This is a genomic window from Planktothrix sp. PCC 11201, from assembly GCF_900009135.1.
Classification (GTDB): Bacteria; Cyanobacteriota; Cyanobacteriia; order Cyanobacteriales; family Microcoleaceae; genus Planktothrix.
This window is the reverse complement of the sequence record NZ_LT797700.1, coordinates 1-21,891: the sequence shown is the minus strand read 5'-3', so window position 1 is coordinate 21,891 and position 21,891 is coordinate 1. Positions and strand designations below refer to the sequence as shown.

The window sequence follows — 21,891 nt, the reverse complement described above, 5'->3', positions numbered from 1 at the left end:
TTTTTTTAAGATTTGATCGCAGCTTAAATGTTAACAAAAGATTAACATTTAAGCTGGAAAGGTTAAGGATTCTTTGATCATCTGATATATTAAGCCAGTAATCATATCAAAATTATGACTATTACATTGTATTTTTTACGACACGGAGAAACCACCTATAGTCAACAAGGCGGTTATTGTGGAAATTTAGATCCCGAATTAACCGAAAATGGCTTAAAAATGGCGGAGCAATTTGCCCAATCTTATCATAATTTATCTTGGACGGCAGCCTTTGTCAGTCCAATGAAACGAACGATTACTACAGCAAAGCCCTTAGCTGATGCGGTGGGTTTAGAAATGCAATTTCGAGAGGGTTTAAAAGAAATTGCCTATGGAGAATGGGAAGGAAAACTTCCCCAAACCGTTAATGAAAATTACCATGATGATTATGTTCGCTGGTTAACTGATCCGGGTTGGAATGCACCGACGGGAGGAGAAAAAGGAATTGATATTGCTCGCCGTTCTTCCCAGGTCATTCAAGAAATTGAAGAACGTTATCCATCGGGTAATATTCTAGTTGTATCTCATAAAGCCACGATTAGAATTATGTTATGTGAATTATTGGGAATTGATATTGGCAGATTCCGCGATCGCCTTGCTATGCCGACAGGAGCCGTTAGTGTAGTAGAATTATCTGATCGCGGGCCGTTATTACATACTTTAGCGGATCGTTGTCATTTAGATAAAACTTTACGGTCTTCTGTTGGGACTTAAAATAGGGATTTAAAGGATTAATCTAATGACAAAAAAGGTTAAATTACAATCAAAATTTTACTTAACTTATCCTATGAAAATCTTAGTATTAAATGCGGGTTCAAGTTCTCAAAAAAGTTGTCTGTATGAAATTAAAGAATCAGCATTACCCGACTATCCGTTACACCCGATTTGGGAAGCAAATATTGATTGGACAGCTTCAACAGAATTGGGTTTAATGACCGTCAAAACTCTAGGGGGGAAACAAGAATATTCCTTAGATTTAAAATCTAAACCAGAGGCGATCGCCCAAATGTTTAATACCCTAATTACTGGAGAAACAAAAGTTTTAAATAATCTTTCCGAAATTACAATAGTTGGTCATCGAGTTGTGCATGGAGGTTCAGAGTATTCAGAAGCAACATTTATTGATCAAAAAGTAAAGTCAACAATTCGAGCCTTAATTCCCCTCGCCCCCAGTCATAACCCCGCCCATTTAGAAGGAATTGAAGTCGTAGAAACCCTATTAGGAAATGTTCCCCAAGTAGCGGTTTTTGATACGGCATTTCATCGAAAAATGCCCGATTATGCTACGATTTACCCCATTCCTTATCAATATTTTCAAGAGGGAATCAAACGTTATGGATTTCATGGAACTAGCCATAAATATTGCGCTAAACAAACGGCAAAAATCCTGGGAAAACCCTTAGAATTCTTAAAATTAATTACCTGTCATTTAGGTAATGGATGTTCCTTAGCCGCGATTCAAGATGGGATTAGTATTAATACCACCATGGGATTTACCCCCCTAGAAGGATTAATGATGGGAACCCGAAGCGGTTCAATTGATCCATCTATTGTATTATATTTACAGGGAAAATATCAATATGATATTGATCAAATTAATCAAATTTTAAACAAAGAATCGGGGTTAAAAGGTATTATTGGGAAGTCGGGAGATCTGAGATATATTTTAACCGAAATCAACGCAGGAAATGCTCAAGCAAAACTTGCTTTTGAGATGTATATTCATCACTTAAAAATGGGAATTGGGCAAATGTTAGCCAGTTTAGGCGGTTTAGATGCGTTAGTTTTTACCGCCGGAGTCGGAGAACACGCCGAAAAAGTTCGAGAAGTTGTTTGTCAAGGATGGGAGTTTTTAGGCTTAAAATTAGACTTAGAAAAAAATGCCTCTCACCCGGTAGATCAAGAGATTTCAACCCCTGATTCACAAGTGAAAGTATTAGTAGTTCATACAGAAGAAGATTGGGCGATCGCCAGTGAATGTTGGCATATTTTTAATTTATAGTAGGCTACAATCCACAGGGAATAAAAGATTTTAACCGATGGGTTTGAGCATCGGTTTATGTCCTAAATTCCCTGAAAATTGCTATTTTTTATTGCTGATTAAATAAGGAGATAATCTAATCCAATTATCGTGATCGCTCAAAATGCAGATGGATTCCCGCCTACGCGGGAATGACATAATAAATCACATAATATTTGATAACAAGCTCCCGTCATTCCCAACTATCCAATCTCCTGCAATTCCCAACTATCCAATCTCCTGCAATTCCCAACTATCCAATATCCTGTCATTCCCGCGAAGGCGGGAATCCACAAACACCCATGAAAAACTACTTTATTTATATACTTGCCAGTAAAAGAAACGGTACACTTTATATAGGTGTAACCAACGATTTAATCCGGCGAATTTATGAACATAAGAATGACTTCATTGAAGGCTTTACCAAGAAATACAAAGTCCATAGACTAGTTTATTATGAACAAACTGAAAGTATAGAAACTGCTATTGCTAGAGAAAAACAACTTAAGAAATGGCGTAGAGAGTGGAAAATTACCCTGATTGAAAATATGAATCCAACTTGGGAGGATCTGTATGAAAAATTATGATCCTGTTTTGGATTCCCGCCTTCGCGGGAATGACATTCTCAAAGCATGATATTCTCAAAGCATGACATTCTCAAAAAAAGATGAAGGTTTATCTTTCCTAACAAGATAAAATCTATGTTCAACAAACCAGGTTTCTATTAGGGTTTAACCCCATGAATAACTTGTAAACTTCCTCCCGCATAAAGTTTAGGGGGATTGACATTAAAGCCAATTTGTGATAGCAATTGAACCATATCTGTTTCCAACAATTGCCAAGCTGTTTCGGTTTCAAATAACCAAAGAAACATGGCTACCCCGGGCCAAAATATTGGATTAGTGGGGGAATGGAAATCAACCAGGGTAAAAATTCCCCCCGGTTTAAGTACCCGGTAAACCTCATTGAGAATTTGTTGCAACTGTTCCGGGTTCATTTCATGTAACGCAGCGCTGGTATGAACGAGATCAAAGCTGTGATCTGTAAAGGGCATATTTTCCGCAAACCCTTCAACATATTGCGCTTGAGGAACATTATTTTGGGCTCGTTTGAGGGACAACGGAGAGGCATCCAACCCCGTCACATTCTGGGAATACTCAACTAACACCGATGTTGCTTGTCCACTTCCACAGCACAAGTCCAGAATTTTGGTTTCCGGTGTCAGGGTTAAACCCGTCAAGGCTAACTCCCGAAACCGACGCTCACCGCCCACACTCAAGGCTGCCAGTCGGGAAATGGTATCATAGAGCCATTGATAGCGGTAACTTAGACTTCTGAGGATAGTTGCCATATTGAGAACAATTTTTATGAATTAAAAGATCGACTAACCCACAAGGACAATATATTATTAAAACAGTTAACAAATCTTAGGATAGGAAGTATCCGCTATGGGACGAGTCGGAGTCTTACTGCTAAATCTGGGCGGGCCAGAGCAACTGCAAGATGTTCGCCCCTTTTTGTACAATCTATTTTCAGACCCAGAAATTATCCGTTTGCCCTTTGCTTGGATGCAAAAACCTCTGGCTTGGATAATTTCGACTCTGCGCTATCAGAAGTCCCAAGAAAATTATAAGGCGATCGGAGGCGGTTCTCCCCTGCGGCGAATTACAGAAGAACAAGCCATTGCCTTACAAGGGTCTTTACAGGAAAAAGGTCACGATATCCGGGTGTATGTGGGGATGCGCTATTGGAACCCCTTTACCGAAGAAGCGGTCACCAAAATCAAACGGGATCAAATTGAACAGTTAGTTATTTTACCTTTATATCCACAATTTTCAATTAGTACCAGTGGTTCTAGTTTTCGAGTTTTAGAAAAACTTTGGCAACAAGATCCCAGTTTACAAAAAATTGATTATACAGTGATTCCCTCTTGGTATAGTCGTCCGGGTTATTTACAAGCCATGACTGAATTAATTGGGCAGGAAATTGCACATTGTGAACAACCCGAACAGGTACCCATTTTCTTTAGCGCCCATGGTGTTCCGGTGAGTTATGTCGAGGAAGCTGGAGATCCTTATCGGGATGAAATAGAAGGCTGCACGGCGGCCATTATGCAGACTTTAAACCGTCCTAACCCCCATGTTCTCGCCTATCAAAGTCGAGTTGGCCCGGTGGAATGGTTACAACCTTATACCGAGGAAGCTATTCTGGAACTTGCCAAAGAAGGGGTTAAGGAATTAGTCGTAGTTCCCATTAGTTTTGTATCGGAACATATCGAAACTTTAGAAGAAATTGATATGGAATATCGAGAACTGGCTGAAGAAGCTGGGATTGAAAAATTCCATCGAGTTCCGGCATTAAATACCCATCCCATATTTATTAATGATTTAGCAGAAATGGTAATAGAAGCCTTAGATGCTCCTAATATTAAGTTCTCCGATGTGGCACATCCGGGCAAAAAAACCAAGATGTATCCTCAAGAACGTTGGGAATGGGGACTCACCACCACCGCCGAAGTTTGGAATGGTCGATTAGCTATGTTAGGAATGATCGGCATATTATTAGAAATTATTACCGGACAAGGCCCCTTACATTTCATTGGGTTGCTGTAATAGGGGTTTGGGCGTTTGGCTGTTGTGGGTTGGCGGTTGATAGTTCATCTTTGACAACCGCCTTAGTTTAAGAATTTCAGTCCCGCAAGCGGGATTATTTTAATTGAAACGTATTAATAGTTTACAACCTAAAAGCACCATAGGTTTCGGCATAACTTTTCGTCTGTTGATAGAGAGTCGTCAAAGTTTCCCGCAAGCGCGTTTCATCCTGATAAATTGCACTGACTTCTGTTAATAACTCATCCAATTGAGGACGCAAAATTACTTGACTTTTTCGCACAGGTTCCCCCTGAAGTAAGGTATCAGCCACTTGCGTCGCCTTGGTCAAAATATCACTAATCGGAGCATTAATATCTGGCTTTAACTGATCATAAATTGCCTGGGTAAAATGCAGATTGCTGAAAATTTCCCCATCACAAAACACCAGTCCCACTAGATGATTAGTCATGGTTCCTGTGCGCGATTCCTGTGCGCCATAACGCCGCGTTCTTAACAAGTTTCCTAACACATAAATAAACCCTTCACTTGATGATTTTTTTTGAAGATAGCGATCGCATTTTGGAAAATGAAAACGCCCTGCTAAGTAAGCCGCCAGGGACTTGCCATCTCCGGTGGCTGAGGTGTTAAAAATAATCTCTGCGGGGCCATCAAGCACTTGGGCGCAGGTTTCCACCTGGTGTACGGACAAAAGACAGGGAACCTCTGGATTTTTACCAAAGTTCGGGGCCTGCTGTTCGACTTTGCATTCACCCCGGCATCCCAAGGGACAGCCCTGGGCATCGGTGTTTTGCTGAGAATATAAAGGAAGTAGGGTAATTTTCACGATTCCCCCTAGAATGGTGACGGGTCGTTTATAGTTGTTAATAGACCGATTATGGCACAGGCTTATTCAATGTGCAAGTATAAAAATTAAAATGGCTCGGAAAAAAGAAACCATTACACTGTCTATTCCCCCAGGAACGAAGGAGCAATTAGAGGCGATCGCAGCTAAATTTCAGATTCTATGGGGCGATCGCCCTAGTATATCGGGCTTGTTAGTGGCGATCGCCCGTTCAGAATTGGAAGTCGGCGATCGCTTTACCCTCAGTTCAGTGCAAGTACAATCTTTGGAGCAAGGGACGAAAGCTCTAATTGATTCCGGTTACATTAGCGAAGCCCAAGCATTAATGGCCCTGCTCCTGGAACGGGGAAATCTGGCTTCCCCCCTGCGTCAGTCCTTTGTCCAACAGATCAGTCACTCCCTCCCGGCTTGGCGGGTGTTACTCGATCAGCAAATTGCCCGTCGCCAACCCTTTCGCCTCCTCTACCGAGATGCCCAACAGCGAGATTGGATGTATACCGTCCGTTATGCCAAAATTTGGCCCAGGGAAAAACGCCTCTATTTGGAGATTTGGAGCGAGGAAACCGAGGGCAACCGGGATTTACCCGAATTAGCTCATAACCGTTCTTTGCGTCTGGATCGGATTACGGATCTGAATATCCTCCCCGGGGAGGGGACATGGCGAGACGATTTAGATTTTATCGAAGTGTACTTGCACTTCAAGGGAGAACTGGCGAATAGCTACGAATCCAAACGGGACGACCTCAGCAAAAAACGAGAGGGTGATATCCTGATTGTGGTGCGTCAGGTGTCGAACACCTTTTGGCTGATCCGCGAGATTTTGGCCTATCGCTCCCTGTGTGAAATTGTTGCCCCCGAAAGTGTGCGCGATCGCCTCAAGCAAGAAGCGCAAGCCATCTGTCAACAATACGATTAGCAATTAGACGGGTAGAAGCGAGATTCCTTTCACCCGTCTTACTTTTATATTAGTTCCGGTGTGGAAATGGGGTCTTCCACTGATACGGGGATAGAAGAATATCCCAGTGCCAGAATTTTTCGGATTTTTTTTGTTCGGAAATAGGGATATTCTAGTGTTAACAATAATTTTGGGAATGGAAGAAAGCCCTGAAGGGCTTACTACGGGGTTATACTACAATTATAGTTTTCATAACTTGCTTAAAAAAACCTATGCAACTCACTGAACATCGTGCAGATCGCGTTGTTTTATACAATATTAGTTGGCAGCAATTTGAAAATCTCCTGATTGATTTAGGACAAACTCGCGCCACTAGAATTGCCTATGATAACGGAACTTTTGAAATTATGACCCCCTTACCCGAACACGAATATTATAAAGAAGCAATCGGAATTTCTATTCAAGATATTGCCGAAGAACTAAACATCAATTATGAAAGTTATGGTTCAACAACTTGGAAACGGGAAGCACGGTTAGCCGGAATAGAACCTGACAACTGCTTTTATTTTCAGAATGAAGCTAAAATTCGGGGCAGATTAGAGCTTAATTTGAATCAAGATCCCCCTCCAGACTTAGCCTTAGAAATTGATATGACCCATAAATCTTTAAATCGCTTTCCGATTTATGCTCGCTTGGGAATACCGGAAATTTGGTGTTATGATTCCGGCGAATTAAAAATTTACCAACTCCAACAGGAAACCTATAGAGAAGTAGAAACAAGTTCGGTATTTCCGATACTGCGGGTGCAAGAAATTCCAACTATAATTGAGCAATATCGTCTTGATGGGAAGCTGGCAGTACGGCGGGCGATCAGAAATTGGGCAAGACAATGAAAATAAAAACTAATCAAGCTTCCAATATCTGTTCCACCGTTAACACTAATTCTGGGAATATCTGAGAGACAATTCTTTCATTTCCTCTAAATTCTATCTGTTCATAGAATCCCTCCACTAAGGTTAAAATAGTTATTTTTTGCTCGGTGGGATCAACAATCCAATATTCAGAAATACCGACCACACCATACTCCGAACGCTTAAACCGATAATCTCGGGTTCGAGATTCAGGACTTACAATTTCTACGGCTATGATAGCGGATTCGATCACCGCAGATTGATCAAAATTGGAGATTTTCTCTCGGTTAATCACACAAAGATCAGGAATTCTGGAACGATTAACAGAAGTTCTAACTCCAATCCCTGATAATGTTTTCCAAGGTAAACTAAGCTGTTTAATTTGTGTGGTCAACACATCGGTTAAAAAGCTAACGATAAACGCATGACGAAATGTGGGTGGGTTCATCAGAATTAATTCTCCATCTTCCAATTCATAGCAGTTATCTGTGTCGTCGTCATAGATTAGATATTCTTCAAAAGTTAGTTGATTTTTAATGGTTGTTTGAATCATAGTTTTCCTTGCAGGTGAGTAGTTATCTTCAATTGGCGATCGCTTCAATTAACTCATTATTCTACTTCAAATGGCTTTTGTTGGTGTAGCCTTATGTTTTAACCTGTGGGAAACTGGATACTGTCAATCATAAAGCTATCCGATGAATATTATTCCAGCCATTGATTTATTAGACGGACGCTGTGTACGGTTATATCAAGGAGATTATAACCAAGCTCAAACTTTTAATGAAGATCCGATTGCGGTTGCTCAAGACTGGGTAGAACAAGGAGCAACCCGTCTACATTTAGTGGATTTAGATGGGGCAAAAACCGGACAACCCACCAATTATCATGTGATTGAAGCGATCGCTAATACCATTAAAATTCCGGTGCAAGTCGGGGGAGGATTACGCAATCGAGATAACGTCGCTACCCTCTTAAATTTAGGCGTGGAACGGGCAATTTTAGGAACTGTTGCCGTTGAAAATCCAAAATTAATCGCGGAATTATGTGCAGAATTTCCGGGTCATATTGCGGTGGGAATTGATGCGAGAAATGGCAAAGTTGCCACGAAGGGATGGCTAGAAACCTCGGAAGTTTTAGCGACGGATTTAGCCGAACAAATGGCACAATTAGGGGTGGCTGCTATTATTTATACGGATATTCACCGGGACGGAACCCTAACGGGGCCGAATCTGGAGGCGTTACGAGAAATTGCCAATATTGTTGCAATTCCCGTGATTGCTTCTGGGGGAGTCAGTTCGATTACGGATTTATTAAGTTTATTATCCCTGGAACCGTTAGGGGTCACGGACGTAATTGTCGGACGGGCGATCTATACCGGAGATATTAATTTAAAGGAGGCAATTCAAGCCGTCGGTCAAGGACGATGGCAAGATGTTCCCCCAGATTTCGGTAACTCGACTTTTGCTTAAGATTTAGGGTTGAAATATTTCTACAGAACGGGTTTAGACTGGCCAGGCTTTAACCCGTTCTTGTTGCCATTGAAACGGGAAAAACTCTGCAATATATTGAGTGGCATCGATGGTATTTAAAGGTTTTGAGAATAGAAATCCTTGCCCCCATTCACAGCCTAATAGGGAGAGTTGATTCAGTTGAGATTTGGTTTCAATCCCTTCAGCTACCACATCCATTCCCAATCCATGAGCTAAGGTAATAATTGTTCTAATTAACTCAATTTCTTTTTGATTTGAACCAATACGATTGATAAAAGAGCGATCAATTTTTAAGGTATCAATCGGAAACTCATGGAGACGATTTAGAGAAGAATATCCCATGCCAAAATCATCAATACAAAATTGAATCCCCAATTTTTTTAACTGTCTCAGGACTTCTATATAATGAGATCCTGTTTTCAGCAATGAGCTTTCTGTAATCTCAAATTTGATTTGATCACTTTTAATCTTAAAGTCTAATAATAGTTTTTGGACTTGTTCAGAGAAACAAGGGATCATCAATTGTTGAGGTGAAACATTAACATTAATTGCAATTTCTGAAAAACCAGGGAATTGTTCTTGCCAAATTTTAATTTGATTTAAGGCTGTTTTGATCACCCATAATCCTAACTCAATAATTAATCCCGTTTCTTCGGCAACAGGAATAAATTGATCTGGGGGAATCATTCCTTTTTGGGGATGATGCCAACGAATTAGGGCTTCAAACCCTAATTTTCCCGAGGTGGGAAGGGAAAGAATCGGTTGATAGTAGAGAGAAAATTCTTGATTTTGAATCGCCCGTCTGAGGTCATTTTCTAACTGTAAACAATAGATGGCTTTTTGTTGCAGTTCACTGGTTAATAGTTGATAACGGCCTTTGCCATTAGCTTTGGCGGAATACATCGCTAAATCTGCATCTCGCAAAATATCTTCGGGGTAATCATATCCAAAATGGCTAAATGTAATTCCAATACTTCCCCCGATATAGACTTCGTATTGATTCAATTTAAAAACAGGATTCAACACCTCTAAAATATTTTGAGCAATGGTTATTACTTCTTGATTATCGGTAAAATTTTCCACAATAATTACAAATTCATCGCCACCTAAACGGGCAACTTTCAGGTTGGGGGTTAAGCGGGATTCTAACCTTTGAGCTACCTGTTGTAACAGTTTATCCCCTAATAAGTGACCCAAACTATCATTAACAACATTGAAGCGATCTAAGTCTAAAAATAAGACCCCATAGCGATAACTTGAGTCAGTTTTAGTTTGTTCAATTAAGGTTTGAAGCTGATTAAGACACCAAGCCCGATTCGGGAGTCCTGTAAGGAGATCATGATAGGCTTTGTAGTGTAATTGTTGTTCTCTATCTAATAGTTTTTTCTGGGCTTGTTGTAATTCCTGTAAGGTTTTTTGCAGTTGAGTGGTACGTTCTTCTACACGTTGTTCTAGTTCCAGATTTAGTTGACATAACGCTTGTTCTACTTGCTTTTTTTGATGAATTTCATGCTTTAATTGGGTATTTAAAGTATGAAGTTTTAAGTGCAGATTAATTCGGGCTATAATTTCACTTTGAGCAAAGGGTTTGGTAATATAATCCACGGCTCCTAATTTTAATCCTTTGACTTTCTCTTTGGATTCACTTAAGGCGGTGATAAAAATAATCGGGATTTCTGCGTAGGTTGGATCAGCCTTCAAATAAGCGCAAATCTCAAATCCATCCCAATCCGAGATCATAATATCTAATAGGATCAAATCTGGGATTTTTTGACTGATTATTTCCAGCCCGGTTTGTCCATTTAAAGCTGTCCAAACTTCAAAACCGGCATAATCAAGAAGCTCAGACAATAAATCAAGATTGATTGAATTATCATCAATAATTAAAATTCTGTTCCTGGGTTTTACAGAGGTATTCATAACAACTATACTCCTATGGGATATGCTTCAACTCAGCCGGAATTTTGCTGGAAAAAGATATAAGTTTCAACGAGGTTTTAATTCAGCACTGATATGAAAAGTGGAGGATGAAATTTTCGATCCTCAAGGATTTCTAAGCTTTTTGTTGCGATGTCACTTGTGAGACTTAAGGGGGGGGGTAGCTATAGAAAACCGTCAGATAGATGCACAGGATCAATATCAAAGGCAATTACGAGTTTTTTAATGATCCGATAGTTGACTCATGTTTACAGATCTTAATTAATTAGTTAACACACCCTAAGAATAAAAGCAAGAATTGTCAAAAATTCTCCACCATAGAATCACACTTTTAGCCGTTAGCGGGTGTTTGAGATCAAACGCCCGGGGGACAATTGTGTGATGATGGAATCGGGTTGTCCTGTGATCAAGTTTGCGAATCGTTTAGCTAACGGGGGAATAAACACCAATGGATTACTAAACCCTGAAAACATAAAGATTCGATCAAAATTTGCCACCGTACCAATTAAGGGTAGACTATCGGAACTAAAGGCTACTAAACAATGATAGCAAATTGCGGGTAAATTAGCTAAGGCGGGTAAAATTGTAGCGATTTCCTGACGAATTAAGGCTTCACTTTCAGCGAGGTTTACCGTCGCATTAACATCGCTTAAAGCCCGAGAAGGTTGACCGATTCTGATCCGACCATCGAGTAACCCGGCGGCACTTTTATCGACCATAAATGGGGTTAATTCATGACCGGGTTGTTCCCATAAAGGTTCTAATTCGGGTTGGGTGGCTTTGGCTTCGAGTTGGAAACGTTCCATGGTCGCAGACATGACAATGGTTTGTAATTTTAAATCCACGGGTGGGGTTTCTAAAATTTCGGTATGGGTGAAATAAATCGGAACAGAAATCCCGACATTTTTGAATAGCTGACGGGTGAATCCCCCCGCACAAATTGCCACATTTTCAGCTTGATATTTTCCTAAACTTGTGATGATATTAACGGCTTGATTTTTAAGGGGATTAATCTTTAAAACTTGATCGATAATTTGGGTTCCCCCTAACTTTTTAAAGGTTTGAAGATATCCAGTATTCAGATGTTCTGGGGAAATTTGACCATGACGAACGGTAAAGGCACCACCGATACCATTAGGATTTAATAGGGGTTCTAATTCACAGGCTTCTTGAATGGTGATTAACTCAGGGGGTGTGGCAAAATTGCGATAGTTTTGAGCCAGAATTGCTGGATCAATAGCGCGATTATAGGGTAAGATTAAGTCTAATTCTCTTAACTCCGTATTTACCCCTAATTCTTGGGATAAAGTTTGGTGATATTTTTTGCCTTCCTCGCATAAGGTTCGGGTGAGTTCCGTTGTTCCTGACCAATAGGCTAAACCGCCGTAGCTATAGCGAGTTGCATTGTTTAACATAGGATTTGGATCTAATAAAAGTACCTTAAATCCTTTTTTAGCTAATTCATAACTGAGTGCAGAACCTGTAATTCCAGCCCCAACTACAATCCAATCATAAGTGTTCATGGAATTTTCTTGATAGCTGTAAAATTTTTAGTAGACTCCCAATCTAGTATACAATCAATGCTGATTCTATACAATTTATTTAAAATTCCTATAGGGTTGAATCAGATTAATTATTTTATATTTGAAATTTTAAAGTAAAACTGTTTATAATAAAATCAGTTTTAACACTCAAATGGTAAGAGTTATGATTCATAATTGATTCATAATTTCTTAACAATAAACCTAAATAAGAGTTTTACAATGTCTAAAACACAACCCTATCAACCTTTATTTCTGAGAGTTTCCCATGCTTTAAATGCTTTTTTGGTTCTGGGTGCTTTCTTGACTGGATTTTTGGTTTATGATAGTTACGATCGGCGTTTTGGTGGCTTAGGATTAACCGAAGAAAAGCGCAGGTTAATTGATATTCATGGAACCTTTGGATTTTTCTTGTTGTTTGTTTATTTTGTTTTTGTAGTTTATAGTTTAATAGCCCAAAGAAAAAAGTTAATTCAAGGAAATACTCTGCAAACATTAACTAAAATCAATAAACCTGCTTGGTGGTATACCCTACTTAGAATCAGTAATACTTTAGCTTTAATTGCGGTAGCATTATCAGTGATTTCAGGAAAGTTTCAACAAGAAGATTGGCTTCCGAATGGAGAATTTAATCACCTATGGTATTTTGTGCATTTGATAGCTTGGGTGATGATTTTATTTTCAATTATGATTCATATTTTAATGGCAATTAAAGTCGGAGGTGTGCCCCTAATTATTTCTATGTTTAATACCCATTATCAACCCCAGGATCATCCTAAACTCTGGTTTGGGAATGTTAGAAATTGGTTTTATCGGGTTTTCAATAAATAGGATCACGGATTTAAGAGGATTTCACGGATTTTCATCTGTGTTAATCTGCGTCATCCTTTTAAATCCGTGATCCCGTTTCCTAACAATATTTAGATATATCTTCGTGACATTCATCAGCCAAATAACACAGTGCACGGAAACGTAATCCGGTAAATTGTTCGTATAAAGGATTCAGTTTACACATCGGGGGAATATGAACAATTTTGCGTCCAAATATGATCAAATCTCGTTCAAAAGGGCACTGAGGGGGAATCAATTTACAGACAGCATGAGCAACTTTAGAATCATGAATTTCCAACTCATCTAACCAATGTTTAACCGGGGAGAGAACATCGAGAGAATGATCGTCATGGGAGTTGCGATCAATACAGACCTGGGGTGACTCCCCCGATTGAATTTGAGACAAATCTTGTAAGGTTTTTCGCAATGTATCTAAGGCCTCAATTTTGAGGTTTAATGCTTGACAAAATTGATGTAATAAATCATCCTCACAAATGGAGTAAATTCCATCGGCTAAGGCCACCATTACAGCCGTTCTTAGGAAGTTTTCTGCCAGTTTAGGATTAGTTCCTAAAACAGCCCCCAACTCCTCGGGTGAAATGGGCTCTAAACTATCAACATCAGTCACAGCAACTAATTCATCATGGGTTAACGCATCAATTAACTGATGTTCTTCCTCATCAAAATTGCCATCCGCCCAAGCCAGGGTTAAAAGTCCACGCATCCACGCCAGACTTTGTTCTGTAGTGTATGGAATTCGGGATGTGGTAGTCATAATTTTCCTTTTGGCAAAATCTCCACTTGAATGTAGATTGGTCGAAAACCTGTCCGACCTGATACATTCATTCTTAACATACTCAGCTATTTTGTTTTGTATTGGGGCTGTCGGCCAAACAAAAAGACTAAGCTTTTCTGCTTACTCTTATCCTAACCTCAACCGGAAGTTATTTAACAACTCCCCCCAAGCAAAACCAACGCCATAGCGAATGCAACGGCGTTGGAAATTTCACACAATCAAACAATTTCTCAAGGTGAAGGGATCAGCTACTACCTGTGAAGATAACTTCAGGAAATTTGGATTGAGCTTCGCTTATGGGGCGATTTCTGCCTTCTTCTTGCCAATAATTGATCACTTCGGTTGCTTTATTCAGCAATTCAACTTGATCCGGTTCAGAAATCCAATGTTTGGACTCCATTTCCGTTTTCAGTTGTTCCCAAGCATCGTTGCGGGGCCAGAAAAAGTAGGAGGTTAAAGGACTTGTCCCCTTACCCACCACTTGATCCACCGCCAGGGCTACATTCTCATCTAGCCACAGAACTTTTAATACAAACCTTGACAATTACACCTCCGCTGTCTATCCCAGGCTCAAAAAAAATATTACAATCCTCTATGGTATCAGATCTTTCCCCGAATCTTCCATAACCTGTTAACGGAATGACTTTTTATCAAGATTTGCGTCGGTGTAGCTTTGGGGTGTAGCCTGGAGCATGGCATAAGTTCCAGGTCAACAGGATGAAAACGGCTATTGTTGTTTTTGATATTGATGGCGTCATTCGGGATGTCGGGGGTTCCTATCGACGGGCGATCGCAGATACCGTAGAACAGTTTACCGGTTCCTACCGTCCCAGTCTCACCGATATTGATGATCTCAAATCCGAAGGCATTTGGAATAATGATTGGGAAGCCTCCCAAGAGTTAGTCTATCGTTACTGGGAAGCCCAGGGACAAACCCGCTCCCAGATTTCCCTCCCCTATCAACAGTTGATTGATTTTTTCCAGTCCCGCTATCGTGGCCCAAATCCCGATGAATGGACGGGTTATATTACCTCTGAGCCGCTACTGTGCACCCCTAAATACTTTCAAGACTTGACGGAAAATAATATTTCCTGGGGGTTTTTTAGCGGAGCAATGCGGGATGAAGCCCTCTATGTTTTGCAGGGTAAACTCAATTTAGGTGTTCCCGTATTAAGGGCGATGGAAGATGTCCCTGGAAAACCTGACCCGACGGGACTTTTTGAAGCGATCGCCGAATTGGAAACCGCAGAAAATCGACAAACTCCAGTATTTTATGTTGGGGATACGGTAGCCGATTTACACACAATAACAAAAGCCAAACAACTCCAACCCGATCGCCTTTGGATCGGTGTGGGAGTGCTTCCGCCCCATATTCAACAGGCTGCTCCAGAACGTCGTCAAGCCTATCAAAATAACCTAGAAACCGCCGGAGCAACGATCGTATTAAGTGATTTAGAAGCCCTAACTCCAACAAGAATTAAGGAATTAATACCTTATAAATAATCCCGTTGTTGCGCTTAAGCGCAATCTTATTTAATTATTTAATATGGAAAACGCCATTGATATTCTCATCCTTTCTAATGGCCCCGGTGAAATCACAACTTGGGTACTTCCCGTCGTTCAAGCATTACGCCAACAGCTACAAAATCAACCGTTTCAGGTAAGAATTTCCCTAATATTATCTCCTTGTCCTAATGCTACCGGAAACGAAGTTAATATTGCTCGTGCTTACCCGGAAATTGATCGAGTTCAAGGAGCAGAATATTTTTGGCAATTTTTATTATGGGGAAAAACCGCCGAACAGTGGGACTGGTACAAACAAGGAGTGGTTTTATTTTTAGGAGGAGATCAATTTTTTACTTTAATAATTAGTAAAAGATTGGGATATCGCAGCGTTATTTATGCGGAATGGGAGGCGCGCTGGTGGCGTTATATTGATCGGTTTGGGGTGATGAAACCGAATATTTTAGATAATATTCCCCAACCCTATCAAGCTAAGTTAGAAGTGATCGGAGATTTAATGGCGGATGTAACGGTATCGAGTTCCTCTGCTATGGTTGCCGATGATATTATGATTGGATTATTACCCGGTTCCAAAGCTATGAAATTAGCCCAAGGCATGGCATTAACCTTAGCAATATCTGAATATTTACATCAAAAACGTCTTCAACTTAGATTCGTTATTCCCGTTGCTCCTACCTTAGATTTACAAACCTTAGCCAAATTTGCCGATCCGAAATCTAATCCTATCATAGCACAATTTGGAGGCATTTCAGGAAAACTACACTTAGGAAATCCGGCTTATTTAGAAACTCAAAATGGGGTTAAAATCGAACTTTATACCCAATTCCCTGCTTATGATTTACTCTCAAAATGTCAGATTTGTTTAACGACAGTCGGAGCAAATACCGCTCAATTAGGGGCGTTAGCTATACCGATGATTGTGTTATTACCAACTCAACAATTAGATGCCATGCGGTCTTGGGATGGTATACCGGGAATGTTAGCCAATTTACCGGGCTTGGGTACTCTTTTTGCTAAACTTATTAATAGATTAGTCTTAAAACAGGGTAAACTTTTTGCCTGGCCAAATATTTGGGCGAAACAGGAAATTGTTCCCGAATTAGTGGGAGAACTTCAACCGGAAGATATCGGAAATTTAGTCTTAAATTATTTAGACCATCCCGAACAATTGGAAGCCATGCGTCAGCGTTTACAACAAGTTAGAGGAAACCCCGGAGCAGCCCAAAAATTAGCAAATATTGTGATTAAGGAATGCTTAAAAATCACAACCTAGAACGATGTTTTATTTTACCCAGATCTTTACAAATCATTCAATAACCTGGCTTTGCGTAAAATAAACATTAACACCGTATTCAACCTACCTACTTAGAAAACTTTATGAAAACTTCACAAAATTCTCACGAATACATATAATATATGTATGCAAGTTGAATGGAATCCTGAAAAAGCTAAAAGCAATTTACAAAAACACGGGATCAGTTTTTCTGATGCTGAGGCTGTGTTGTTCGATCCTTATGCACTTTCTTTTGAAGATCAATCAGCACAAGGTGAACAGCGATTTATTGTTATGGGGATGGATCACCTTTGGCGGTTGCTAGTAGTAGTCTATACCTATCGAGGTGATAACATTCGCTTAATTTCTGCCCGTCCTGCTACTCCTAAGGAGAGACGTGAATATGAAACCGGAATATGATTTTGATCAGGCTAAACGGGGTGCAATCGTCCCACAAGAAGGTAAAACTCGCATTACTATCTATATTGATAATGATATCTTAGAAGCGTTTAGACAAACAGGAGACGCTGAAGGGAAAGGTTATCAAACAATGATCAATCAAGCGTTACGACAATATCTTGATCAAGCCAAACTTCCCTTAGATGAAGATACACTACGCCGGATTTTTAAAGAAGAACTGCGGGCTGTAACTTTAACATCAGCAGAAACCGAAACAATTTTTTGAGAATTAGTTAATCAATAGAGTAGATTACAAAACTATAACCCAAAAATCACCATGCAAATCACCCTTGAACTCCCTGATGAAATAGCAGAAAAATTACAGTCTGTTAATATTTCTCGGCGTATTTTGGAACTAATCACCGCCGATTATTACCGTCAGGGTCAAATTGGTGCTTCTGAAGTAAGACGAATACTCAAATTTTCTTCTCGTTGGGAAACCTACGAATTTCTTAAGCAAGAAAAAGCTTATTTACCTTATACTGAAAATGATTTAGAACAAACTGATGAAAAAACATCCCAAAAAGTTAATATCCTTTGGATAGATCAATAGTATTATTTAATATTAATCCCTCCTGACTATTTTGAATAGCTGTAATAATCTGAGGCACGACACAAGTGGGAATTGTTTTCGCCGCAATATGAGGAGTTATAATAATTTGGGGATGTGTCCAAAAAGGATGATTTTCGGGTAAAGGTTCGATTTTAAATACATCTAAACAAGCACCGGATAGTTGACCGGAGGTTAACGCCGTTAATAGGTCTTCCTCAACTAAATGTTTCCCCCTCGCCACATTAATTAAATAAGCGCCTTGGGATAAAGCAGCAAAGGTATTTTGATTTAAAATTCCTGCGGTTTCCGGTGTTAAAGGTAATAAACAAACTAAAACCTCACATCCCCTTAAAAATAGCTGAAATTGCGCTTCTCCGAAAAAACAATTAATATGATCTAAAACTTTAGGTGTCCGACTCCAACCGCGCACCGAAAACCCCAATAAATTTAATTTTTGAGCAATATCTGAACCCAAAACCCCTAACCCCAAAATTCCGACGGTACAATTAGCCGTATTTCTAGGGGATAACCCCCGCCATAATTGTTGATTTTGTTGAATTTTATACTCCCTAAATTGACGATGAAACTGTAAAATTGCGGATAGAATATATTCCGACATTTGGGAGGTTAAAGATTCATCTATTAACCGGACAATGGGAATATCAGTGGGTAAATTCGGATCTCGTAAAATATGATCTACCCCCGCACCCGTTGAGATAATTACCTTTAAATTAGGGAATTGTTCAATAACTCCCAAGGGGTGCATCCAGACTAAAACCGCGTCAATTTTTGCTGGATTTTTAACCTCGGGGTAAACTTCAATTTTTAGATCGGGTTGATAGGTTTGAATTGCCGAAATCCAAGATTGAGTATCTTCAAATTCCCCTAATAATAAGAGAGTCATTTTTTCATCCTCTAAATAGTGATTAACCATTTTTGAAACTCACGCCGAACAGAAATTCTACCCGATTTAATATTGTTTTTAATCAGTTGTGGTAGATTTTCTAATGCTATTTCAGGAAAAACTAAACTTCTAGGTGTTTGTTGATAATCTCCACCTTGTAGCTGATAAATTTTCAGTTTGTTTTGATCACAACGCCAAACTTCAGGAATACCTAAACGAGCATAAATTGAACGTCTGGGGAGAGATTTTTGGGTTAAATCAATTTCTAAAACCAAATCCGGGGGAGGATTTTCAGGTAAACTAATGGTTGATTTTTTTTCAATCGCAGATAGGTTTTGAATATAAAAACAACTATCCACTTCTAAACTAATTTGTAAATCCTGTCGTTGCCATAAAGCCGAACCCAAACAACGATAATTAATGTTTTGTAAATCCAATAAAGCAATCATAAATTCTTCTAAAATTTCTCGATACTCCTGATGTTCCAGTGAAGGAGTAATCAATTCTAAAGTTCCATGATCATAAGCTAATAGAGTCTCGCCATTTTTTTGCCGTTTAAACAGAATAGTTTCTAAATCCTGCCAGGAGATATTTTCAAGGAGGATATTACCAGGATGGGGAGATTTATACATTGTCGCAACGGGAAAACTATAGAATAATTTATGTGATTGTATCTGATCTTGGTACATCAATATAGACCAAAATGATCTAAAATGGGATAATCAACGTTTAATTATTTTGCTAAATTGTCCCATTTTAGGAGAAGTTGACTTATGCCCAAAGGGTCTTTTGCAGAATTCAACAGCACAACGACAACGCAAATCACTTTCTATTATGATGATGGTCATGAGGAGGCTTTTAACGTTCCAATTCCCCCGGGGGAATTAGTCCAGCAACTCCCCGAACTTTTACATCAAGCTTGGTTAACCTTTCACCTAGTTGATCAAACCGTGATGGTTAATATGGCTAAGGTGGAAAAATTGGAGTTAAAACCGCCAGTACCCGAGTTACAAGGACAGGGAACTTTCTTCAATTCTCAACGGGTAACTGCTCTCCATCGGGGTGCGGTCGGTCGTCTAAAAATGACTGAATAAAGTTATTAAATAATCCCTAAAATTCGGTGATTTATGTCAACTGTGTCTTTAATTCGGACTGATTCTTATAACCCTCAAGTATTAGAAAAATCCCTGGAAACTTTACTCGCACCCATGGGAGGAATGACCGCTTTTGTGAAACCCGGCGATCGCGTTTTACTCAAACCCAATTTATTAACGGGAAGTCGTCCAACCAAAGAATGTGTGACTCGCCCGGAATTGGTCGCAGCCGTGGCTAAACTGGTCATTCAGGCGGGAGGAAAACCCTTTTTAGGAGATAGTCCCGCCTTTGGGAGTGCCCTGGGTGTTGCCCGGAAAAATGGTTATTTACCCTTAATTGAATCCTTGAATTTACCGATCGTTGAATTTAAAGGAAAACGCTATGAAACCGTTGGGGAAGGGTTCGATCATTTACGGTTAAGTAAGGAAGCCATGGAAGCTGACGTGGTGATTAATTTACCCAAATTAAAATCCCATGTTCAATTAACCCTAACCATGGGAGTTAAAAATCTTTTTGGTTGTGTCCCCGGAAAAATGAAAGCCTGGTGGCATTTAGAAGCCGGAAAAGATGTGGATCGGTTTGGGGAAATGTTAGTAGAAACTGCTCGAACAATTGATCCCAATTTAACGATTTTAGATGCCATTATCGGTCATGAAGGCAACGGCCCGAGTAATGGAGAACCCAAGGAATTAGGGATTTTAGCCGCGGCGGATCAGGTATTTGCTTTAGATAGAACTATTGTTGATCTACTTCAGGTTGATCCGACTTGGGTTCCGACTATTATGGCGGCTCAACGCTTAGGATTATGTCCCGAATTAACGGAGATTAATTATCCTTTATTAACCCCTAAAGAATTGCAAGTTTCCGACTGGAAATTACCTGCCGCTTTAGTTCCCATTGATTTTGGTTTACCTCGGGTTTTAAAGTCTAGTTTTCGACACTTTTATATTCGTTGGATCAAGGAACCGATGGAAACCTATACGAACCGTTAGCAGGAGGATTTTAACAAATTCTTTATCAGTATTTCGGGTTTATTTTAACAGTTCTAGGGCTTGATTAATTCCGGCTCTAACTGATAGGCTACATTCCATCAAAGCCTGACGTTCAGATTCCGTTAAATCGAGTTCTAAAATCCGTTCTACTCCCCGACAACCTAACCAGGCGGGAACCCCCAGAAAAATATCTTTTAAGCCATATTCCCCCTGTAAATAAGAACAGGTGGGTAGTAGTCTCGATTGTTGACGTAAAATAGATTCCACCATAATTCTAATCGAAGAAGCTGGGGCAAAATAGGCTCCTCCTGTCTTTAATAACTGTACAATTTCCCCTCCACCTTGACGGGTACGTTCGACAATTTTATCAATCGTTTTTTGATCAATTAATTCTGTAATCGGAATCCCATTAACCGTTGTATAACGGGGTAAAGGAACCATTAAATCCCCATGACTTCCTAATACGGTAGCATGAATATTCGCCATAGACATTCCTAATTCCATGCCGATAAAGGCTTGAAACCTTGATGAATCTAAAACCCCCGCCATCCCCATCACCCGATGGGGTTCAATTTGGGTTGCCTGCCAAGCAATATAGGTCATAATATCTAAGGGATTTGTCACAATAATAAATACGGCATCGGGGGAATATTGAATCGATTTTTGAGCCGCATCAACAACAATTTTGGCATTAATACTAATTAAATCATCCCGCTTCATCCCCGGAATTCGAGGCTTTCCAGCAGTTATGACAATAATATCTGAATTAGCAGTATCGGCATAATCATTTGTACCAGTTATTTGTCGATCATGACCTTCCACCGAACCCGCCTGCATTAAATCTAAAGCAATTCCTTGGGGTACTCCTTCTAAAACATCTAATAAAACAACATTAGCAATATTTTGTTCAATAATACGCTGGGCGAGGGTACTTCCCACTTTCCCCGCACCAATAATAGAAACCTTAGTAGAATGACAAGATGGAGGAAAGAATGGAGTCGTTAACATAATAGGTGATGGGTAATGGGGATCACGGATTTAAGAGGATTTCACGGATTTCACGGATTTTAATCTGTGTTAATCTGCCAGGACTTACGCATCATCGCTATCAATAGTAGGGGTAATTCATGAATTACCCCTACATCTAGGGTTACATCCCCAAATTTGCGTAAGTCCT

The 21,891-nt window shown here is 39.8% G+C and carries 25 protein-coding genes; 15 read left to right on the top strand and 10 right to left on the bottom strand.

Going from position 1 to position 21,891, the window contains the following annotated elements; genetic code table 11:
• Positions 1-114: 114 nt before the first annotated feature.
• The 3 genes from PL11201_RS09650 (at position 115) to PL11201_RS09640 (ending at position 2,646) form a co-directional block, all read left to right on the top strand.
• Positions 115-753, top strand: a complete 639-nt coding sequence (locus PL11201_RS09650) for a histidine phosphatase family protein (RefSeq protein ID WP_079678382.1) — start codon at positions 115-117, stop codon at positions 751-753.
• A 73-nt stretch (positions 754-826) separates the two neighbouring features.
• Positions 827-2,041 (top strand): acetate kinase, encoded by a 1,215-nt coding sequence (locus tag PL11201_RS09645; protein WP_079678490.1) that lies wholly within the window; start codon positions 827-829, stop codon positions 2,039-2,041.
• A gap of 320 nt (positions 2,042-2,361) precedes the next feature.
• Entirely contained in the window at positions 2,362-2,646 is a 285-nt protein-coding gene (locus PL11201_RS09640) for a GIY-YIG nuclease family protein (protein WP_079678381.1), read from the top strand.
• Between the two features lie 137 nt (positions 2,647-2,783).
• Here the strand turns inward: PL11201_RS09640 and PL11201_RS09635 are convergent, their stop codons facing one another.
• Entirely contained in the window at positions 2,784-3,410 is a 627-nt protein-coding gene (locus PL11201_RS09635) for a class I SAM-dependent methyltransferase (RefSeq protein WP_079678380.1), read from the bottom strand.
• Positions 3,411-3,507: 97 nt separating this feature from the next.
• On the opposite strand from PL11201_RS09635, the gene hemH reads away from it, so the two are divergent.
• Entirely contained in the window at positions 3,508-4,671 is a 1,164-nt protein-coding gene (gene hemH / locus PL11201_RS09630) for a ferrochelatase (protein ID WP_079678379.1), read from the top strand.
• A gap of 121 nt (positions 4,672-4,792) precedes the next feature.
• On the opposite strand, the gene cas7d is transcribed toward hemH, so the two are convergent.
• Positions 4,793-5,494 (bottom strand): type I-D CRISPR-associated protein Cas7/Csc2, encoded by a 702-nt coding sequence (gene cas7d, locus PL11201_RS27490; protein WP_339394355.1) that lies wholly within the window; start codon positions 5,492-5,494, stop codon positions 4,793-4,795.
• Between the two features lie 91 nt (positions 5,495-5,585).
• Here cas7d and PL11201_RS09620 point away from each other — a divergent pair, with 91 nt between their 5' ends.
• Together PL11201_RS09620 and PL11201_RS09615 are read left to right on the top strand one after the other, a co-directional pair.
• The gene (locus tag PL11201_RS09620) at positions 5,586-6,428 is read left to right on the top strand and encodes a helix-turn-helix transcriptional regulator (RefSeq protein WP_079678377.1); all 843 of its coding nucleotides are present in this window, start codon (positions 5,586-5,588) and stop codon (positions 6,426-6,428) included.
• A gap of 251 nt (positions 6,429-6,679) precedes the next feature.
• Positions 6,680-7,300: a Uma2 family endonuclease gene (locus PL11201_RS09615; protein ID WP_079678376.1), complete on the top strand. Its 621-nt coding sequence runs from the start codon at positions 6,680-6,682 to the stop codon at positions 7,298-7,300.
• A 13-nt stretch (positions 7,301-7,313) separates the two neighbouring features.
• On the opposite strand, the gene PL11201_RS09610 is transcribed toward PL11201_RS09615, so the two are convergent.
• Complete coding sequence (locus PL11201_RS09610) at positions 7,314-7,871, bottom strand: Uma2 family endonuclease (RefSeq protein WP_079678375.1); 558 nt, start codon at positions 7,869-7,871, stop codon at positions 7,314-7,316.
• A 142-nt stretch (positions 7,872-8,013) separates the two neighbouring features.
• Between PL11201_RS09610 and hisA the strand changes: the two genes are divergently transcribed.
• Positions 8,014-8,787, top strand: a complete 774-nt coding sequence (gene hisA / locus PL11201_RS09605; RefSeq protein ID WP_079678374.1) for a 1-(5-phosphoribosyl)-5-[(5-phosphoribosylamino)methylideneamino]imidazole-4-carboxamide isomerase — start codon at positions 8,014-8,016, stop codon at positions 8,785-8,787.
• A 33-nt stretch (positions 8,788-8,820) separates the two neighbouring features.
• On the opposite strand, the gene PL11201_RS09600 is transcribed toward hisA, so the two are convergent.
• Together PL11201_RS09600 and PL11201_RS09595 are read right to left on the bottom strand one after the other, a co-directional pair.
• Positions 8,821-10,728, bottom strand: a complete 1,908-nt coding sequence (locus PL11201_RS09600) for a GGDEF domain-containing response regulator (RefSeq protein ID WP_079678373.1) — start codon at positions 10,726-10,728, stop codon at positions 8,821-8,823.
• Between the two features lie 356 nt (positions 10,729-11,084).
• Positions 11,085-12,269: an NAD(P)/FAD-dependent oxidoreductase gene (locus PL11201_RS09595; protein ID WP_079678372.1), complete on the bottom strand. Its 1,185-nt coding sequence runs from the start codon at positions 12,267-12,269 to the stop codon at positions 11,085-11,087.
• A gap of 240 nt (positions 12,270-12,509) precedes the next feature.
• Between PL11201_RS09595 and PL11201_RS09590 the strand changes: the two genes are divergently transcribed.
• A complete protein-coding gene (locus PL11201_RS09590; protein ID WP_079678371.1) occupies positions 12,510-13,118 on the top strand; it encodes a cytochrome b/b6 domain-containing protein in 609 nt (202 codons plus the stop codon).
• Between the two features lie 79 nt (positions 13,119-13,197).
• Here the strand turns inward: PL11201_RS09590 and PL11201_RS09585 are convergent, their stop codons facing one another.
• Positions 13,198-13,893: a Mo-dependent nitrogenase C-terminal domain-containing protein gene (locus PL11201_RS09585; RefSeq protein WP_079678370.1), complete on the bottom strand. Its 696-nt coding sequence runs from the start codon at positions 13,891-13,893 to the stop codon at positions 13,198-13,200.
• 265 nt (positions 13,894-14,158) lie between these two features.
• Positions 14,159-14,458, bottom strand: a complete 300-nt coding sequence (locus PL11201_RS09580) for a 30S ribosomal protein PSRP-3 (RefSeq protein WP_079678369.1) — start codon at positions 14,456-14,458, stop codon at positions 14,159-14,161.
• Positions 14,459-14,631: 173 nt separating this feature from the next.
• Between PL11201_RS09580 and PL11201_RS09575 the strand changes: the two genes are divergently transcribed.
• From PL11201_RS09575 to PL11201_RS09555, 5 genes are all read left to right on the top strand, one after another.
• Positions 14,632-15,417, top strand: a complete 786-nt coding sequence (locus tag PL11201_RS09575) for a TIGR01548 family HAD-type hydrolase (protein WP_079678368.1) — start codon at positions 14,632-14,634, stop codon at positions 15,415-15,417.
• Between the two features lie 43 nt (positions 15,418-15,460).
• Positions 15,461-16,711: a glycosyltransferase family protein gene (locus tag PL11201_RS09570; RefSeq protein WP_079678367.1), complete on the top strand. Its 1,251-nt coding sequence runs from the start codon at positions 15,461-15,463 to the stop codon at positions 16,709-16,711.
• Between the two features lie 147 nt (positions 16,712-16,858).
• The gene (locus tag PL11201_RS09565; protein WP_079678366.1) at positions 16,859-17,131 is read left to right on the top strand and encodes a BrnT family toxin; all 273 of its coding nucleotides are present in this window, start codon (positions 16,859-16,861) and stop codon (positions 17,129-17,131) included.
• Complete coding sequence (locus PL11201_RS09560) at positions 17,115-17,396, top strand: BrnA antitoxin family protein (protein ID WP_079678365.1); 282 nt, start codon at positions 17,115-17,117, stop codon at positions 17,394-17,396. The genes PL11201_RS09565 and PL11201_RS09560 overlap by 17 nt, the downstream gene beginning before the upstream one ends.
• Before the next feature lie 51 nt (positions 17,397-17,447).
• Entirely contained in the window at positions 17,448-17,723 is a 276-nt protein-coding gene (locus tag PL11201_RS09555) for a UPF0175 family protein (RefSeq protein WP_079678364.1), read from the top strand.
• Here the strand turns inward: PL11201_RS09555 and PL11201_RS09550 are convergent.
• On the bottom strand, positions 17,698-18,627 hold the full coding sequence (locus PL11201_RS09550) for a 2-hydroxyacid dehydrogenase (RefSeq protein ID WP_079678489.1): 930 nt from the start codon (positions 18,625-18,627) through the stop codon (positions 17,698-17,700). The two genes, PL11201_RS09555 and PL11201_RS09550, sit on opposite strands and share 26 nt — an antisense overlap.
• Before the next feature lie 11 nt (positions 18,628-18,638).
• Entirely contained in the window at positions 18,639-19,316 is a 678-nt protein-coding gene (locus PL11201_RS09545) for a Uma2 family endonuclease (RefSeq protein ID WP_079678363.1), read from the bottom strand.
• Positions 19,317-19,400: 84 nt separating this feature from the next.
• On the opposite strand from PL11201_RS09545, the gene PL11201_RS09540 reads away from it, so the two are divergent.
• Together PL11201_RS09540 and PL11201_RS09535 are read left to right on the top strand one after the other, a co-directional pair.
• Entirely contained in the window at positions 19,401-19,721 is a 321-nt protein-coding gene (locus PL11201_RS09540) for a hypothetical protein (RefSeq protein WP_079678362.1), read from the top strand.
• Between the two features lie 33 nt (positions 19,722-19,754).
• Positions 19,755-20,714 (top strand): Npun_F2552 family protein, encoded by a 960-nt coding sequence (locus PL11201_RS09535; protein WP_079678361.1) that lies wholly within the window; start codon positions 19,755-19,757, stop codon positions 20,712-20,714.
• Positions 20,715-20,753: 39 nt separating this feature from the next.
• Here the strand turns inward: PL11201_RS09535 and mdh are convergent, their stop codons facing one another.
• On the bottom strand, positions 20,754-21,722 hold the full coding sequence (mdh, locus tag PL11201_RS09530) for a malate dehydrogenase (RefSeq protein ID WP_079678360.1): 969 nt from the start codon (positions 21,720-21,722) through the stop codon (positions 20,754-20,756).
• Between the last annotated feature and the right edge of the window lie 169 nt (positions 21,723-21,891).

Excerpts from the sequence above, each read along its gene's own strand:
- PL11201_RS09650 (WP_079678382.1), top strand. The coding sequence starts at position 115 with ATGACTATTACATTGTATTTTTTACGACACGGAGAAACCACCTATAGT.
- PL11201_RS09645 (WP_079678490.1), top strand. The coding sequence starts at position 827 with ATGAAAATCTTAGTATTAAATGCGGGTTCAAGTTCTCAAAAAAGTTGT.
- PL11201_RS09640 (WP_079678381.1), top strand. The coding sequence starts at position 2,362 with ATGAAAAACTACTTTATTTATATACTTGCCAGTAAAAGAAACGGTACA.
- PL11201_RS09635 (WP_079678380.1), bottom strand. The coding sequence starts at position 3,410 with ATGGCAACTATCCTCAGAAGTCTAAGTTACCGCTATCAATGGCTCTAT.
- hemH (WP_079678379.1), top strand. The coding sequence starts at position 3,508 with ATGGGACGAGTCGGAGTCTTACTGCTAAATCTGGGCGGGCCAGAGCAA.
- PL11201_RS09620 (WP_079678377.1), top strand. The coding sequence starts at position 5,586 with ATGGCTCGGAAAAAAGAAACCATTACACTGTCTATTCCCCCAGGAACG.
- PL11201_RS09615 (WP_079678376.1), top strand. The coding sequence starts at position 6,680 with ATGCAACTCACTGAACATCGTGCAGATCGCGTTGTTTTATACAATATT.
- PL11201_RS09610 (WP_079678375.1), bottom strand. The coding sequence starts at position 7,871 with ATGATTCAAACAACCATTAAAAATCAACTAACTTTTGAAGAATATCTA.
- hisA (WP_079678374.1), top strand. The coding sequence starts at position 8,014 with ATGAATATTATTCCAGCCATTGATTTATTAGACGGACGCTGTGTACGG.
- PL11201_RS09600 (WP_079678373.1), bottom strand. The coding sequence starts at position 10,728 with ATGAATACCTCTGTAAAACCCAGGAACAGAATTTTAATTATTGATGAT.
- PL11201_RS09595 (WP_079678372.1), bottom strand. The coding sequence starts at position 12,269 with ATGAACACTTATGATTGGATTGTAGTTGGGGCTGGAATTACAGGTTCT.
- PL11201_RS09590 (WP_079678371.1), top strand. The coding sequence starts at position 12,510 with ATGTCTAAAACACAACCCTATCAACCTTTATTTCTGAGAGTTTCCCAT.
- PL11201_RS09585 (WP_079678370.1), bottom strand. The coding sequence starts at position 13,893 with ATGACTACCACATCCCGAATTCCATACACTACAGAACAAAGTCTGGCG.
- PL11201_RS09575 (WP_079678368.1), top strand. The coding sequence starts at position 14,632 with ATGAAAACGGCTATTGTTGTTTTTGATATTGATGGCGTCATTCGGGAT.
- PL11201_RS09570 (WP_079678367.1), top strand. The coding sequence starts at position 15,461 with ATGGAAAACGCCATTGATATTCTCATCCTTTCTAATGGCCCCGGTGAA.
- PL11201_RS09565 (WP_079678366.1), top strand. The coding sequence starts at position 16,859 with ATGCAAGTTGAATGGAATCCTGAAAAAGCTAAAAGCAATTTACAAAAA.
- PL11201_RS09560 (WP_079678365.1), top strand. The coding sequence starts at position 17,115 with ATGAAACCGGAATATGATTTTGATCAGGCTAAACGGGGTGCAATCGTC.
- PL11201_RS09555 (WP_079678364.1), top strand. The coding sequence starts at position 17,448 with ATGCAAATCACCCTTGAACTCCCTGATGAAATAGCAGAAAAATTACAG.
- PL11201_RS09550 (WP_079678489.1), bottom strand. The coding sequence starts at position 18,627 with ATGACTCTCTTATTATTAGGGGAATTTGAAGATACTCAATCTTGGATT.
- PL11201_RS09545 (WP_079678363.1), bottom strand. The coding sequence starts at position 19,316 with ATGTACCAAGATCAGATACAATCACATAAATTATTCTATAGTTTTCCC.
- PL11201_RS09540 (WP_079678362.1), top strand. The coding sequence starts at position 19,401 with ATGCCCAAAGGGTCTTTTGCAGAATTCAACAGCACAACGACAACGCAA.
- PL11201_RS09535 (WP_079678361.1), top strand. The coding sequence starts at position 19,755 with ATGTCAACTGTGTCTTTAATTCGGACTGATTCTTATAACCCTCAAGTA.
- mdh (WP_079678360.1), bottom strand. The coding sequence starts at position 21,722 with ATGTTAACGACTCCATTCTTTCCTCCATCTTGTCATTCTACTAAGGTT.